At 64.8% G+C, this 14,880-nt stretch carries 12 protein-coding genes; 7 read left to right on the top strand and 5 right to left on the bottom strand.

Translation table 11 applies throughout. The features are described 5' to 3' along the window. The first annotated feature begins 241 nt into the window (after nucleotides 1–241). Nucleotides 242–658 (top strand): RNA polymerase-binding protein DksA, encoded by a 417-nt coding sequence (gene dksA, locus ABLE71_RS13630; RefSeq protein WP_348783981.1) that lies wholly within the window; start codon nucleotides 242–244, stop codon nucleotides 656–658. A 90-nt stretch (nucleotides 659–748) separates the two neighbouring features. On the opposite strand, the gene ABLE71_RS13625 is transcribed toward dksA, so the two are convergent. Then, the gene (locus ABLE71_RS13625) at nucleotides 749–1,603 is read right to left on the bottom strand and encodes a hypothetical protein (protein ID WP_348783980.1); all 855 of its coding nucleotides are present in this window, start codon (nucleotides 1,601–1,603) and stop codon (nucleotides 749–751) included. Between the two features lie 303 nt (nucleotides 1,604–1,906). Between ABLE71_RS13625 and ABLE71_RS13620 the strand changes: the two genes are divergently transcribed. From ABLE71_RS13620 to ABLE71_RS13610, 3 genes are all read left to right on the top strand, one after another. Beyond that, nucleotides 1,907–4,504, top strand: a complete 2,598-nt coding sequence (locus ABLE71_RS13620; protein ID WP_348783979.1) for an ATP-binding protein — start codon at nucleotides 1,907–1,909, stop codon at nucleotides 4,502–4,504. A gap of 249 nt (nucleotides 4,505–4,753) precedes the next feature. Then, nucleotides 4,754–4,933: a hypothetical protein gene (locus ABLE71_RS13615; RefSeq protein WP_348783978.1), complete on the top strand. Its 180-nt coding sequence runs from the start codon at nucleotides 4,754–4,756 to the stop codon at nucleotides 4,931–4,933. Between the two features lie 101 nt (nucleotides 4,934–5,034). Continuing rightward, nucleotides 5,035–6,069, top strand: a complete 1,035-nt coding sequence (locus ABLE71_RS13610; protein ID WP_348783977.1) for an SGNH/GDSL hydrolase family protein — start codon at nucleotides 5,035–5,037, stop codon at nucleotides 6,067–6,069. A 4-nt stretch (nucleotides 6,070–6,073) separates the two neighbouring features. Here the strand turns inward: ABLE71_RS13610 and ABLE71_RS13605 are convergent, their stop codons facing one another. Beyond that, nucleotides 6,074–7,606 (bottom strand): acyl-CoA carboxylase subunit beta, encoded by a 1,533-nt coding sequence (locus ABLE71_RS13605; RefSeq protein WP_348783976.1) that lies wholly within the window; start codon nucleotides 7,604–7,606, stop codon nucleotides 6,074–6,076. Nucleotides 7,607–7,994: 388 nt separating this feature from the next. On the opposite strand from ABLE71_RS13605, the gene ABLE71_RS13600 reads away from it, so the two are divergent. Next, a complete protein-coding gene (locus ABLE71_RS13600) occupies nucleotides 7,995–9,413 on the top strand; it encodes a DEAD/DEAH box helicase (RefSeq protein ID WP_348783975.1) in 1,419 nt (472 codons plus the stop codon). A 120-nt stretch (nucleotides 9,414–9,533) separates the two neighbouring features. Beyond that, the gene (locus ABLE71_RS13595) at nucleotides 9,534–10,736 is read left to right on the top strand and encodes an MFS transporter (protein ID WP_348783974.1); all 1,203 of its coding nucleotides are present in this window, start codon (nucleotides 9,534–9,536) and stop codon (nucleotides 10,734–10,736) included. 8 nt (nucleotides 10,737–10,744) lie between these two features. On the opposite strand, the gene ABLE71_RS13590 is transcribed toward ABLE71_RS13595, so the two are convergent. Both ABLE71_RS13590 and ABLE71_RS13585 read right to left on the bottom strand, forming a co-directional pair. Further along, a complete protein-coding gene (locus ABLE71_RS13590; RefSeq protein WP_348783973.1) occupies nucleotides 10,745–12,025 on the bottom strand; it encodes an RNA polymerase sigma factor in 1,281 nt (426 codons plus the stop codon). Between the two features lie 81 nt (nucleotides 12,026–12,106). Next, entirely contained in the window at nucleotides 12,107–12,541 is a 435-nt protein-coding gene (locus tag ABLE71_RS13585; RefSeq protein ID WP_348783972.1) for a YciI family protein, read from the bottom strand. A 178-nt stretch (nucleotides 12,542–12,719) separates the two neighbouring features. Here ABLE71_RS13585 and ABLE71_RS13580 point away from each other — a divergent pair, with 178 nt between their 5' ends. Continuing rightward, nucleotides 12,720–14,420, top strand: a complete 1,701-nt coding sequence (locus ABLE71_RS13580; protein ID WP_348783971.1) for an amidohydrolase — start codon at nucleotides 12,720–12,722, stop codon at nucleotides 14,418–14,420. Nucleotides 14,421–14,456: 36 nt separating this feature from the next. On the opposite strand, the gene ABLE71_RS13575 is transcribed toward ABLE71_RS13580, so the two are convergent. After that, nucleotides 14,457–14,867 carry a hypothetical protein gene (locus ABLE71_RS13575; protein ID WP_348783970.1) on the bottom strand — a complete coding sequence of 137 codons (411 nt, stop codon included), beginning with the start codon at nucleotides 14,865–14,867 and terminating at the stop codon, nucleotides 14,457–14,459. Nucleotides 14,868–14,880: the final 13 nt, after the last annotated feature.

The following is a 14,880-nucleotide window of genomic DNA, read 5'->3' as shown; positions in this document are numbered from 1 at the left end:
TGACGCCGCCATACCGGGCATTTAGCGATCCGGACGGGCCGCCGCAATATGCCGGTAGACAGGTCGAATCCAGCATCGATCAGCAGCGCCCAATTTCCGTCACGGAAGCCGTGCATGTGGCGCCGAAAGTGGCATGAGCCTTGCTTTTGACAATTGCGTGAGCGCTGCGCGGAATGATCTTGTGCCGGTATGGCTGCCCGAATATATAGGCGCCCGAAACGGGTTAAGTGGGGTGAGTCGAATGAACGATTTCGTTACTTCCGATTATGTGCCCTCCGACGACGAGCCGTTCATGAACGAGCGGCAGAAGGCATATTTTCGGGCCAAGCTGGTCGCCTGGAAAAACGACATCCTTCGCGAGGCCCGCGAGACGCTGGAAATCCTGCAGCAGGAAAACGCCAACCATCCCGACCTCGCCGACCGTGCATCATCGGAGACCGACAGGGCGATCGAACTTCGCGCCCGCGATCGCCAGCGCAAGCTGATCGCCAAGATCGATTCGGCGCTGCAGCGCATCGAGGAGGGGACTTACGGCTATTGCGAGGAGACCGGCGAGCCGATCGCTCTGAAGCGCCTGGACGCCCGTCCGATCGCAACGCTGTCGATCGAGGCGCAGGAGCGTCATGAACGCCGCGAAAAGGTCTACCGCGACGACTGAGATCAATACTCGGCAGTTGAACAAAAAAGCGGCCTGGAGCCGCTTTTTTGTTGGTTGACGTAACGTCGCCTCCCGGTATGGCGAACAGCTTTACCGCTTGTTGTTCGACAACTCGCCGAGCAGCTTGGTCATCTCGTCGTCGAGCGTCATCTCAATCGGCTTGGGGGGGCTCTTCGGCGGTCCGGTGTCGAAGGTTCTCGGCGGGGCCGCCTCGAATGTGACTTCGAGCTCGCGGAGCAAAGCGTCATCGAGATTGTTCGAACGAGGAGCAGGCCGCTGGAGCGGTGGCTGCCTGACGGTAGCGGACATGCTGCCGGTCGCGGGCAGTGCGGCCGGCGGCAGCCGGGACGCGTTCGGCCTCTGCGGGGCAGCCGTCTCACGCGCAGGCGGCCGGGCGCCCGTCTGTCTCGTGGGCCGGGGCGGCGGCTGGGCTGGGCGCTCGGGCGGTTGGGTAGACGCAGGCGCGCGCTCCGGCTGTCTTGCTGGCTGCGGCGCGCCGCCTCTGATCGGCAGCGGCGGCAACTGTTCCGGCGGACGCTGGCGCTGAGGGGCGGGCGGAAGCGGGGGGAGCTGCGGGTGCGGCACGGGGGCCGGCATTTCAGGGCTCTCCTCCGCGCCGGCAAACACCGACTGGGACCTGCGGGGCTGGCTCATGCGTATCTCGCGCTCCACGACCACATCGGTCGGCCCGCCGATCAGCAGCAGGTGCTCGATGTCGTCCCGGCGCACCAGGACGAGCCGGCGCTGGCTGTCCACGGCCGTGGCGTCCATGACCGCCAGCCGCGTTTTGCGGTTGCGCCCGCCGGCGACGAACGTTCCGAACGTCAGGCTGCGGATAAGCCGGATGATCACCAGCACGATCACCAGCAGGATCAGAGCCGCGAAAGTCCAGACTACGGCAGTGGCGAATTCCGGACCGCCCAGGCCTTCGAACCAATCGGTCATCGAGTTCCCCGTTGCCACGCACAAGCGGCGAGTTCCGACCGGAACCCGCTTCGCTGCTCAATTCCCGTTTTGAGCAGCGGGTAGGACCGAATCCGGTTAGCGCTTTCCGTCCCGATACTCAAGCGCGCGACAGTAGACCCGGACGGCTGGCATCCGCAAGTTGCCTTTCCGGCTGCATTTTTCCGGCCTGCAATCCTATACGCATTTTCTCCGAGGCTTTTTCAGCCGGGACCTTTCGCCGCCGGGGAGAATATGATTCAACCGGTCGGCGGCAGGGGAGCCGCCTTTCGGGAATCACTTTTGATGGCACGAGAGCCTCGCGGCGACTTCTATCCGCTACCGATCGTCGACCAGAACACGCGTCCCGGCGCTGTTACCCGGCTCATCATCTTCATCGTCGTGCTCACCGGAGCGGCAATCGTCTTCGGCATCTTCCGCGAGCGGCTGGGCGACCCGTTCCTGCTCGGCATGCTCGGCGTGCTGGCGATGATCGGCGTCGGCTATCTTTTCGCGACCGCCATCGGTTTCGTGCAGATAGCGCCACGCTCCACGACGGACGAGTTGTCGAAGGCCTTCGTCGACTCGATGCACCAGGGGCTGGTGGTGACGGACACCAAGGGTCGTGTCGTCTATGCCAACAAGGCCTATGGCGAGATGACCGGCGCTTCGTCGGCGGCCGACATCAAAACCGCCGAGAACCTCTTGTCCGACGTTCCGGAAGCATCCTCGACGATCTACCGCCTTGCCTCCGGATTGCGGGACGGCATAGCGGGGGACGGCGAATTCAGGCTGTCCCAGGCGATCCGGCCCGGCGCGGAGCCGGGCGCGCGCTGGTACCGGGTGAGCGCACGCGCCTTCAGCGCGCCGGGGCAGCGGCAGCCGCTGCTGGCCTGGCAGCTCGACGACATCTCCAAGGAGCGCGCCGAGCAGGAGCGCTTCTTCCTCGACCTGCAGAAGGCGATCGACCATCTCGACCATGCGCCGGCGGGATTCTTCTCGGCCGACCAGGAAGGCCGCGTCACCTATATCAACGCGACGCTTGCCGAGTGGCTGGGCATCGACCTCGCGAGCTTCACGCCGGGCGCCACCACGCTGCCGGATATCGTCGCGGGAGACGGCATGGCTTTGATCCGCTCGGTCAAGGCTGACCCCGGCACGACGCGCAACGCCGTCATCGACCTCGACCTCGCCACGACGACAGGCGAAGCGCTGCCGGTGCGCTTCATGCACCGCGTCTCGGCGAGCCGGGACGGAGCCGCCGGACCGAGCCGCACGATCGTGCTCAACCGTACCCAGGGCGAGGACGCCTCGGCCGAACTCAGGGCCTCCGAGGTGCGTTTCACGCGCTTCTTCAACTCGACGCCGATGGCGATCGCCGGGGTGGACCTGCAAGGCCGCATCGTGCGCACCAATGCGCCGTTCCTGTCGCTTTTCTCCACAGTCGTGGACCGCGATGCGGTCGACCGCAAGGTACGGCTCGACACCGTGATCCATGAGCGTGACCGTGAAGCTTTTGGAGCGGCGCTGGAAAAGGCCCGCCTCAAGCAGGCCGACATCTCGCCGATAGATACGGTCCTGCCCAACAACGAGGAGCGCCATATCCGCTTCTACGTCAACGCCGTCGCCGACGGCACGGGGGGGGAGGACGCGGAGGAGGCGGCGATCGTCTACGCCGTCGACACGACCGAGCAGAAAGCTCTCGAGGGCCAGATGGCGCAGAGCCAGAAGATGCAGGCGGTGGGGCAGCTCGCCGGCGGCATCGCGCACGACTTCAACAACGTGCTTACCGCCATCATCATGGCGTCGGACCTGCTGTTGACCAACCACCGGCCGTCGGACCCGTCCTTCCCTGACATCATGAACATCAAGCAGAACGCCAACCGCGCGGCTTCGCTGGTCAGGCAACTGCTCGCCTTCTCGCGCAAGCAGACGCTGAGGCCCGAGGTGCTGAACCTGACCGACGTGCTGGCCGACCTGCGCATGCTGCTGGCAAGGCTGGTCGGCAACCAAATCAAGCTCAAGGTCGACCACGGCCGCGATCTTTGGCCGGTCAAGGTCGACATCGGCCAATTCGAGCAGGTGGTGGTGAACCTCGCCGTCAACGCGCGCGACGCGATGCCTGACGGCGGCGAACTGACGGTGCGGACGAAGAACTTCTCCGCCGACGAGACGAAGGGTCTCGCCTATCGCGAACTGACGCCGGCCGACTATGTGGTGGTCGAAGTCGAGGACACCGGCACCGGCATCGCGCCCGACGTCCTGAAGAAGATCTTCGAGCCGTTCTTCACCACCAAGGAGGTCGGCAAGGGGACCGGGCTCGGGCTGTCGATGGTGTACGGCATCATCAAGCAGACCGGTGGCTTCATCTATTGCGACTCCGAGGTCGGCAAGGGGACGGTGTTCCGCATCTTCCTGCCGCGTCATGTGCCGGCGGAGGCCGCCCAGACCGAGGCCGGAACGCAGCCGGCAAATGACGGGGCGGCGCAGCCGGCCGCAGCCAAGCCGAGCGACGCCGGGCGCGATCTCTCGGGATCGGCGACGGTGCTGCTGGTCGAAGACGAGGACAATGTGCGCATGGCGGGCGTGCGGGCGCTGACCTCGCGCGGCTATACCGTGCATGACGCGTCGTCGGGCGTGGAAGCGCTGGAGGTCTACAACGAGCTCGGCGGCAAGGTGGATATCGTCGTCTCCGACGTGGTGATGCCGGAGATGGACGGGCCGACGCTGCTTGGCGAGTTGCTCAAGCTGAAGCCGAACATCAAATTCGTGTTCGTGTCCGGCTACGCCGAGGATGCCTTCGCCAAGAACCTGCCGGCAGAGGCGAAGTTCGGCTTCCTGCCGAAGCCGTTTTCGCTGAAGCAGCTCGCGACGGTCGTGAAAGAGGTCCTCGCGGCCGATTGATCGGCGCCGTCGCGCCGTCCCCGGAAGTTACCCGCTATGCGGCGGGAACGTTAATACAATTTTAGATGTCCGTGATATTCTAAGCGACGACTTCTGAGTCGAGTGCTTGTTGCGCGTCCTTGTGTAGTCCCGAGTCATGCGGGCCAGGGCATTGCTGCAGCGATAAGTTCCGCGCAAGCAACGCGCCCCAAAGTGTCCCCGCAATCTGTCGTTCTTCACCGCGTTGAGCCAACGAACGGGGACAAGTTCATGGAGCACACCGTAGAGGACAATGCCAAGAAACGCCTAACCGACCGTCTGGACATCATCATGGCGATCAACATCCTGCGGGGGCAGGGGTACGACCATGACGATCTCATCCGAGAGATCACCCGAATCTTCTACATCGACCTCGATGAGTACAACGACATCGTCGCCAAGGCGGCTTGAATCCGAGGTATCCCGCGCCGCCGCGCACGACGCGGGAGATTCACTGTTATGTTTGAGCGCCCTTGCGCCTGAAGACGCGCAGCGCTCCAGTGAGGAGCACAATGACCGAAGCGTCCAAGTATGGGATCACCCTCGAGAAGCTGAGGAGCCGCGCAGCCAAGGGTGACCTCACCCAGAGAGAGATTCGCGCCTATTTCGAGCCGGACGAGAGGCGCGGCGAGGCTTTCGCGCCGGCGTTCAAGCTCACGGAATTCGTCGACAAGCAAGGCAAGCGGCCGAGCGCACGTACGGTGACGGAGCTTTATTTCGGGGCGGAAATGGGCGTTGTTTCCGGCCCACGCGCACGGTTACGGCCCCGCTCGCGCGGCCGCGGGATCACGACGACGGCTTCCGCCGCAAGGATGAAAGTCCTTGCAGAGGGGGATTCGTGGTTCAGGCTCCCCAATCTGAGCTGGCCGGTCTCCTATCCGGACGATCTGGTCGACGTCTTGCGCCAGACCTACGAGATACCCGGCGTGGCGATGTGGGGCGCGGAAATCGGGCACATGGTGACAGTGCAGAAGAACAACTATCTGGTGCCGCTCCGATCAGGCCTTTACCGGCATTTCATGTTCTCCGGCGGCGGCAACGACGTGCTCGCCTCCGTGCAGACGCATGTCAAACGCTTCGGCGCGGCGGGAACCAATCCAAGCAGTGCCGAAAGCTACCTAAAGGCGTCGTTCGACGGGGCGCTTGCGACCGTCATAGGGCATTATCGGACACTGGCGGGGCATGTCCGATCGGTGAGCAACCCGAAACCCACGCTCTATGTGCATGGCTATGCCCACGCGCGCCCATTGCCGGGCGGTCCCTATATCGGCGCGAAACTCGAAGCGCTTGGCTTCGATGCCAACAGCTCCCTTGCGCGCAAGATCGTCGCGGCGATGGTCGACCGCTTCAACGTGAAGCTGAAGGCTTTCGCGGCCGCAGAGAACGCAGCGCACCCGACCTACAAGGTGGTTTATGTCAACCTGCGGCCGGCGTTCACCTCAGCGGCCGACTGGAATACCGACGAAATCCACCCAAGCGATGCAGGTGCGGCCAAGGCCGCCGCACGGATGGGCGACAACATTGCCGCCAACGTTCCGGTAGCGTGAAGCCTCACAACGGAATGTTGTCGTGCTTCTTCCAGGGATTTTCGAGATCCTTGTTGCGCAGCATGCGTAGTGCGCGGGCGACGCGGCGGCGGGTCGAGTGCGGCATGATCACCTCGTCGACATAACCGCGCTCGGCCGCCACGAAGGGCGACAGGAACCGATCCTCGTAAGCCTTCGTGTGGGCGGCGATCTTTTCGGTGTCGCCGATGTCCTTGCGGTAGATAATCTCGACCGCGCCCTTGGCGCCCATCACTGCGATCTGCGCCGTCGGCCAGGCGTAGTTCATGTCGCCGCGCAGGTGCTTCGACGCCATGACGTCGTAGGCGCCGCCGAAGGCTTTTCTGGTGATGACCGTGACCTTCGGCACCGTTGCCTCGGCATAAGCGAAGAGCAGCTTCGCGCCGTGCTTGATCAGGCCGCCATATTCCTGGGCGGTGCCGGGCAGGAAGCCAGGTACGTCGACGAAGGTGACGAGCGGGATGTTGAAGCAGTCGCAGAAGCGCACGAATCGCGCCGCCTTGCGGCTGGCGTCGGAGTCGAGCACGCCGGCCAGCACCATCGGCTGGTTGGCGACGAAACCGACCGTGCGACCCTCGACGCGGCCGAAGCCGGTGACGATGTTCTTGGCGAAAGCCTGCTGAATCTCGAAGAAATCGCCCTCGTCGCAGGTCTTCAGGATGAGTTCCTTGATGTCGTAAGGCTTGTTGGCGTTGTCAGGGATCAGCCGGTCGAGCGACATGTCGGGGTCATCGGTCGGCGCAGAACACTCGATCTGAGGGATCTCCGCAGTGTTCGACGCCGGCAGGAAGTCGACCAAGCGGCGCATCTGCAGGAGCGCCTCGACGTCATTGTCGTAGGCGCCATCGGCGATCGATGATTTCGTCGTATGAACCGAGGCGCCGCCGAGCTGTTCGGCAGTGACGGTTTCGTTGGTGACGGTCTTCACCACGTCCGGTCCCGTGACGAACATGTAGGAGGTGTCGCGCACCATGAAGATGAAATCGGTCATCGCGGGCGAATAGACGTCGCCGCCGGCGCAGGGACCCATGATGACGGAGATCTGCGGGATGACGCCCGAGGCCAGCACGTTGCGCTGGAACACCTCGGCATAGCCGCCAAGTGCCGCCACGCCTTCCTGGATGCGTGCGCCGCCGGCGTCGTAGATGCCGACGATCGGCGCGCGGTTCCTCAGCGCCATGTCCTGCACCTTCTGGATCTTCTCGGCATGCGCCTCCGACAGCGAGCCGCCGAAGACGGTGAAATCCTTGGCGAAAAGAAAGACGGTGCGGCCGTTGACCGTGCCCCAGCCGGTGACCACGCCATCGCCGGCGACCTTCTGCTTGTCCATGCCGAAATCGGTCGAGCGGTGCTCGACGAACATGTCGAACTCCTCGAACGAGCCTTCGTCGAGGAAGATCTCGATGCGCTCGCGCGCGGTGAGCTTGCCGCGGGCATGCTGGGCGTCGATGCGCGCCTTGCCGCCGCCCTGTCTGGCGATCTCGCGGCGGCGCTCGAGTTCCTTCAGCACATCCTTCATCGGCGGTCTCCCTCTCGGGATCGTCGTAGCACGGCGGTGCGGGTGTGCAAGCGGGCGCAATTCGTTCGGCCGCGCCGTGAACGCATTGCTGCATTGCAGCACCGGGCTTGCTATTTCAGGCGAACTAGACCATATGCGGCGGCATAGGCGCTTAGGCCGGAGTTCCGGCTTTCCTTAGCAATTGGACTGGTTGCGTCTGTTTTCTCCCTTTCCGGTTTTCGGCGAGTGGCGGAAAAAGTCCCGCGGATGACCCGCGGGCACGGCAGCGCAGCCGCGCGGACACCTTCAGTGTCCGCCGCCTTGTCGTTCACTCACATATCGCCCGACGCAGGTTGCGCCCTGCGGCACGGGCCGTTTGCGGCAAATGTCCGCGTGAAAGAAGAATAAATTGACGAATGAAAACACTGCGGAACTGACTGGTTTCGCGAAACTCGGCATCAGCGGCCAGCTCCTGAGAGCAACGGTCATCGCCGGATTCGATACGCCCAAGCCAGTGCAGGAAAAGGCCATTCCGCCTTACCTCGCCGGCCGCGACATCCTGGCCGTCGCGCAGACCGGTTCGGGCAAGACCGCGGCATTCAGCCTGCCGATCCTGACCAAGATCGTGGCGCTCGGCAACAAGCGCACGCCGAAGACGGCGCGCGCGCTGATCCTTGCGCCGACGCGCGAGCTTGCCGTGCAGATCGAAGACACGATCCGCGTGCTCGCCAAGGGCCTGCACATTTCTACGGCGCTTGTGCTCGGCGGCGTATCGCGCTTCAGCCAGGTCAAGAAGATAGCGCCGGGCGTCGACATTCTGGTCGCCACGCCTGGCCGGCTGACCGACCTCGTCAGGGAAGGGGACCTCAACCTCTCCGAAACACGCTGGCTGGTTCTCGACGAAGCCGACCGCATGCTCGACATGGGCTTCATCAATGACGTAAGGCGGATCGCCAAGGCGGTGCACCGCGACAAGCAGACGGCGCTGTTTTCGGCGACCATGCCCGACGAGATCGAGCAGCTTGCGCGCGGGATCATGAAGGATCCGGTGCATGTCGAGGTGGCGCCGCAGGGCACGACCGCGGCCGAGATCAAGCAGGGCGTCGTGATGGCGCGCACCAGGCAGAAGCGCCAGGTGCTGTCGGCGATGCTCGCCGACGAGGCGATGAAGTCGGTGATCGTGTTCTCGCGCACCAAGCATGGCGCGGACCGTGTCGTGCGCGACCTCGAGCGCGACGGTTTCAACGCCGCCGTGATCCACGGCAACAAGAGCCAGAACGCACGCCAGAAGGCGCTGAACGGGTTCCGCGACGGCTCCGTGCGTATTCTGGTGGCGACCGACATCGCAGCGCGCGGCATCGACGTGCCCGGCATCAGCCATGTCGTGAACTTCGACCTTCCCGACGAGGCGGAGAGCTATGTGCACCGCATCGGCCGAACCGGCCGAAACGGCATGGACGGCATTGCGATCACGCTCTGCGACCCGTCGGAAAACGCCAAGCTGCGCGCCGTCGAGCGGGTGATCCGCATGAAACTGCCGATCACGGTCGACCATACCGGTCAGCCCGACCCGGCGCGCAACCCCGCGGAATCGCGGGAGCGGGCGGCGGAAGAGGCCAGGGACCGCGCGGGCGACCACAGGGATCGCGGCCCCGGCGGGAATCGCAAGCCGCGCCAGGGTTTCGGTCACAAGCAGCATGCCGGCAAGCCTGAGGGTGGTCGGCCCGAAGGCGGCAGGCCCCACGCAGGCAAGCCGAGCGGTGGCAAGCCGTTCCGCGGCAAGCGCCGCAGCTTCGGCAGCGGCGGCAAGCCGGCGCGAGCCGCGTAGCTTGACCTACACGGCATTGGCTTTGGTCCAATTGCCGGCGCCGGATCAATAGAATAGGGCGGTCGGGGCGATGCCTCGGCCGCCCTTTGCATTTCTGCATCGCGCTCTGGGAGGAGCTTCATGCCCGGCATCGCGGCTCTCGCGATCGGTTACGTGCTGTCGCAGTTCTACCGCTCTTTCATGGCGGTGCTGACGCCGGTGCTGACCAGCGAACTCGGCATGACCAAGGTCGACCTCTCGATCGCCTCGGGGGCGTGGTTTGCCGTCTTCGCGCTGGCTCAATTCGCGGTCGGCGTGTCGCTCGACCGTTTCGGGCCGCGGCGCACGGCGTCGGTCATGCTTGCGGCCGGCGCGGGCTCGGGCGCCCTGCTGTTCGCCGTCGCATCGGCGCCGTGGATGGTGATCGCGGCGATGGCGCTGATCGGGCTCGGCTGTGCGCCGATCCTGATGGCGCTGCTGTTCATCTTCGCTCACAATTATGCACCGGCGCGCTTCGCCGTGCTGGCGTCGTGGACCATCGCGTTCGGGACGGCTGGCAACGTGATTGGCGCAGCTCCGCTGGCCGCCGCCGCCGAAGTGTTCGGCTGGCGGCCGGTGATCGCGGCGCTCGGCGTGTTCACCGTGGCGACCGCGGCAGTCCTGTTCGCGTCGGTGCGCGACCCGGCGAAGCCCGAAGGCAGTGCGACCGGCTCGACCGGCCTGTCCGGTTTCGGCGCGTTGCTCAAAATGCGAGTGCTGTGGCCGATCATCCCGCTCGCGGCGATCAACTATGCGCCGACGACGGGCATTCGCGGGCTCTGGGCAGGGCCTTATCTGGAAGACGTCTACGGGCTAGGTTCGCTTGCTATCGGCGAGGTGACGATGTTCATGGCGCTGGCTATGGTCGCCGGCTCGTTCCTCTACGGGCCGCTGGACACGATCTTCAAGACCCGCAAATGGGTGGCGGCCGGAGGAAATGCGGTAAGCTTCCTGGCGCTGCTCTGCTTTGCACTCAATCCGGCGCCGGGGCTCTTCGCCACGACGATCCTGCTCGTGGTGATCGGGCTTTCGGGAAGCGCCTTCGGCCTGATCATGGCGCATGCGCGCGCCTTCGTGCCGGCGCATCTGACCGGGCGTGGCGTCACGCTGATGAATTTTTTCTCGATCGGCGGGGTCGGCCTGATGCAGTTCGCGACGGGCGGCGTGGTCACCGCCTGGTCCGTGCCGGGCGAGCCGGTGTCGGGTTACGTCGCGCTGTTTGCGTTCTACGCGCTGATGGTCGGGCTGACGCTGCTGATCTACCTGTTCTCACGCGATGCAAAACCGGAAACAACGAGGCGCTGATCTAGTCATCAGCCGGAAGCTCTCGCAGTTCCGGCGATCGCCGTCGCACGGCTGAGCAGCAGGGCGCGCTCGCGCTCGTTGCGGGCAAGGGCGGCGGCGCGCTCGAACTCCACCCTGGCCTCATCGAGCCGGCCGAGCCTGGTCAGGAAATCGGCCCGGACGCTGGGCAGCAGGTGATAGTTCTTCATCAGAGGCTCGCCGACAAGCTGATCGGCTAAATCCAGGCCGGCCTGTGGGCCGAACGCCATCGAGAGCGCGACCGCGCGGTTGAGCTCGATGACGGGCGAGGGGCTGATCTGGCTGAGCGCGAAATAAAGTGCCGCAATGCGTGGCCAGTCCGTCTCGTCCGCCGTGCGGGCACGCGCGTGGCAGGCAGCAATCGCTGCCTGCAGTGCGTAGGGACCGCGCCGCGGGGCACGTGCTTCGGAACGGTCAAGCGCCGCAAGGCCGTGCTGGATCAGCAACCGGTCCCATTGGCCTCGGTTCTGGTCGGCGAGCAGGATCGGCTCGCCATCCGGACCGGTGCGCGCTTTCAGCCGCGAGGCCTGTATCTCCATCAGGGCGACAAGACCGTGCACCTCCGCCTCCGCCGGCGTCAGCCCGGCCAGGATGCGGCCGAGCCGCATCGCCTCCTCGCAGAGCTGTGGCCTGATCCAGTCCTCGCCTGATGTCGCCGAATAGCCTTCGTTGAAGATGAGGTAGATCACGTCGAGCACCGACGACAGGCGCTCGCCTCGATCGGCGCCGCGCGGCACTTCGAATGGCAAGCCGGCCTCCGATAGAGTGCGCTTGGCGCGCACGATGCGCTGCGCCACCGTAGGCTCCGGAACGAGGAAAGCGCGGGCGATCTCTTCCGTGCTCAGGCCGCCGATCAGCCTGAGCGTCAGCGCGACGCGGGCCTCCGGCGACAGCAGCGGGTGGCAGGCGGTGAAGATCAAGGAAAGCAGGTCGTCGCCGATGTCGTCGTCGAGCGCGGCATCGATGTCCGGCGTCGCATGCGCCTGCTCGATCTCCATCTCGTAGCCGATCTCGCCATGCTTGCGGTCGAGCATCCTGGCGCGGCGCAGATGGTCGATGGCGCGGCGCTTGCCTGTCGCCATCAGCCAGGCGGCGGGCTTGTCGGGCACGCCTTTCTCCGGCCATTGGGCAAGCGCCGTGACCAGCGCATCGTGAGCGAATTCTTCCGCCAGGCCGACATCGCGCACCATACGCGCGATCGCGGCGATGATCCTCGCCTGCTCGATGCGCCAGACCGCTTCGATGGTCTTGTCCACTCCGGTCGCCGACATGGGCTACCGGGTAGGCATTTCCACTGGCAAAAACAAGGCGGCTTCGTTGGGGCAGGAGCGAAGCTCCCGGCCCGCGGGCCGTCACGCCTTCCGGGCGAGTTTTTCCGATTCCTCGCGCAGGCGCTTTTCCTGCTCGATCACCTCCGGTGTGACGACGTCGCCGAAGTCCTCCATCTCATACAGAGGGCGGATTTCGATCTCGGACGGGCCGGGCATCGGGTTGGGGCAGCGCTTGACCCATTCGATCGCCTCGTCGAGCGAGCGGACCTGCCAGATCCAATAGCCCGCGACCAGTTCCTTGGTCTCAGCGAAGGGACCATCGACCACCGTGCGCCTGGGGCCGTCGAACTGGATTCGCGCGCCTTTCGAGCTTGGCTGCAGACCGTCGCCGGCAAGCATGATGCCGGCCTTCACCAGTTCTTCGTTGTACTTCATCATCGCGGTCAGCAACTCCTCGCTCGGCATCATGCCGGCTTCGCTGTCTTCCGTCGCCTTGACGATCACCATGAAACGCATCGGTATTCTCCTTGGGTTGGCGAGCCCGTTCGTCGGCCTCTATCACCCCGACGAGGGGGTTTTGCCGGAATCGACATGCCGACCGAAGATTTTTCAACATGCGTGGGTGAAGGGGCCGGCTTGACCGGCCTTACCGGACTTGTACGGTGCCTCACGTCGGAAGATGCGGGAGGATGCGATGCCGGGAACACTCAGGAAATTCAACCTGCTCGCGACAGGCGTCGCCGCCTTGATTCTGAGCTCGGCGGCGTATGCCGACACCATCGTGCTGCGCGGCGCGCGCGTGCTCACCATGGACGAGAGCAAACTGGAAGCACAGGCCATTGCGCTCGTCGACGGCAAGATCGCGGCGGTCGGTTCAGAGCAGGACATCGAGCCGTTCCTGAAAGGCGCCAAGGTCTACGACCTGCCTGATGGCGCGCTGGTGCTGCCGGGCTTCCAGGATTCGCACAACCACCTGATCTGGAGCGCGGCGCAGGCCGAGGACATCAGCCTGAGCGACGTTTCCGACGAGGCGGGCCTGCGCGCGGCGATCGAGCCGGCGATGGCAGCACTTCCCAAAGATGCCTGGCTGCGCGGCGGCGGCTGGAGCGTGGCGGTCTACAAGGAGCCGAGCGCTGCCGCCCTCGACAAGATCACCGGCGACCGGCCGGCCTGGTTCGAAGATGTCGACGGGCATTCCGGCTGGGCAAATTCGGCGGCGCTGAAGGCTGCCGGCATCGACGCCAGCACCAAGGATCCGGAGGGCGGGCGTATCGATCGGGACTCTGAGGGTAACCCGACCGGCATGCTGCGCGAGAACGCGATGGCGCTGGTCGCCGACCTTCTGCCCGACTATCCGGATTCGCAGGTCGATGCGGGCCTCGAAAAAGCGCAGGCCGAGGCGATCGGCTACGGCATAACCGCGATCATCGACCCGTCGGCCGAGGAGTGGATGCTGAAGGGATACCAGCGCGCGGATGCGGCCGAAAAGCTCAAGCTGCGCGTCGAGGCCGCGGTGAAAGTCGAGGCCGCCGAAGGCGCCGCCGGGGTGACAAAGGCGATTGATTTCAAGAACAAATATGCCTCGCCGCATCAGGAGGTGATGTCGATCAAGCTGTTCGTCGACGGGGTGATCGAGACCGGCACGGCGGCGCTGCTCGAAGCCTATGTCGGCTCGAATTCCGCCGGCGATTCGCTGTTCACGCCGGAGCAGTTGAACGAAATCGCGATCGTCGGCGACAAGGCGAACCTGCAGCTCCACGCGCACGCCATTGGCGACCGCGCCGTGCGTATGGCGCTCGATGCCTATGAGGCAGCAGAGAAAGCGAACGGCAAGCGCGACAGCCGCCACCAGATCACGCATCTGGAGCTGGTCGATCCGGCCGACGTCCCTCGCTTCAAGGAACTCGGCGTGATCGCCAACGTACAGGCGCTGTGGGCCTATCCGGACACCTACATCGTCGACCTGACGCAGCCGAAGATCGGGCCGGAGCGCTCGGAGTGGCTCTATCCCTTCGGCGCGCTGAAGCAGGCGGGTGCGACGATTGCGGGCTCGAGCGACTGGAGCGTTTCGTCGATGAACCCGCTGGAGGCGATCCAGACCGGGGTGACCAGGCAGGACATCGCCGACCCGAACGGGGCGGTGCTGACGCCGCAGCACAAGCTCGACGTGATGGACATGCTGCGCGCCTATACGGTGAACGGCGCATATGCGGCCTTCGACGAGACCGAGTCGGGCACGCTGGCGGTCGGCAAGCGCGCCGACGTCGTGGTGCTCGACAAGGACATCACCAAGGTGCCGGCAACGGAGATCGCGACCGGCAAGGTGCTGGTCACGCTGATCGACGGCGCGCCGGCCTATGAGGGCGAGGGGCTGCCGACGCCGACGGAGCCTTAGGCTCAGGCTCACATCAGCATTCAACCACTGGAATGGCTAGAAAAACGCGTCCAGGAATTCGGTTGCTTCATTAGAAATGCCGACGATCTTGTTTGTCGCCTGGCGGTAGAACTTGAAATTGAGTTCGGTGCCGGGCTGGCCGTCATTCCAATCGGTGAGATGTTTGAGCTCGCTTCGACCCAACGGTCGTTTCGCGAGCGCAGTGCGTCTCACGGATATGCTGACGCGCGGCGTTTGCCGTGCGATGTCCGGCTTCCCGGCAACCGCCTCGAACGACGTGACAACGCCGCGCGCGAAAAGGCCTTTCCCACCCTCGTTCTCGCTAGCGAACACGAAAACCACATCGCCCACCGCTATGTGCCTGCCGCCATACATCGTCTTTTGCGCGATGAACGCGAATTCCCTGACTTGCGAATCGCGAACGTCGGCCTTGATCGCGAACGCCATCTCTGTCCCTCCG

The organism is Mesorhizobium sp. KR9-304 (genome assembly GCF_040049215.1).
Taxonomy (GTDB): domain Bacteria; phylum Pseudomonadota; class Alphaproteobacteria; order Rhizobiales; family Rhizobiaceae; genus Mesorhizobium_K.
This window is presented reverse-complemented; position numbering and strand designations above follow the sequence as displayed.

What these genes read in the sequence shown, in the direction of transcription:
- ABLE71_RS13605 (WP_348783976.1), bottom strand. Translation starts at nt 7,606, where the DNA reads ATGAAGGATGTGCTGAAGGAACTCGAGCGCCGCCGCGAGATCGCCAGA.
- ABLE71_RS13620 (WP_348783979.1), top strand. Translation starts at nt 1,907, where the DNA reads ATGGCACGAGAGCCTCGCGGCGACTTCTATCCGCTACCGATCGTCGAC.
- ABLE71_RS13595 (WP_348783974.1), top strand. Translation starts at nt 9,534, where the DNA reads ATGCCCGGCATCGCGGCTCTCGCGATCGGTTACGTGCTGTCGCAGTTC.
- ABLE71_RS13625 (WP_348783980.1), bottom strand. Translation starts at nt 1,603, where the DNA reads ATGACCGATTGGTTCGAAGGCCTGGGCGGTCCGGAATTCGCCACTGCC.
- ABLE71_RS13615 (WP_348783978.1), top strand. Translation starts at nt 4,754, where the DNA reads ATGGAGCACACCGTAGAGGACAATGCCAAGAAACGCCTAACCGACCGT.
- ABLE71_RS13580 (WP_348783971.1), top strand. Translation starts at nt 12,720, where the DNA reads ATGCCGGGAACACTCAGGAAATTCAACCTGCTCGCGACAGGCGTCGCC.
- dksA (WP_348783981.1), top strand. Translation starts at nt 242, where the DNA reads ATGAACGATTTCGTTACTTCCGATTATGTGCCCTCCGACGACGAGCCG.
- ABLE71_RS13575 (WP_348783970.1), bottom strand. Translation starts at nt 14,867, where the DNA reads ATGGCGTTCGCGATCAAGGCCGACGTTCGCGATTCGCAAGTCAGGGAA.
- ABLE71_RS13610 (WP_348783977.1), top strand. Translation starts at nt 5,035, where the DNA reads ATGACCGAAGCGTCCAAGTATGGGATCACCCTCGAGAAGCTGAGGAGC.
- ABLE71_RS13585 (WP_348783972.1), bottom strand. Translation starts at nt 12,541, where the DNA reads ATGCGTTTCATGGTGATCGTCAAGGCGACGGAAGACAGCGAAGCCGGC.
- ABLE71_RS13590 (WP_348783973.1), bottom strand. Translation starts at nt 12,025, where the DNA reads ATGTCGGCGACCGGAGTGGACAAGACCATCGAAGCGGTCTGGCGCATC.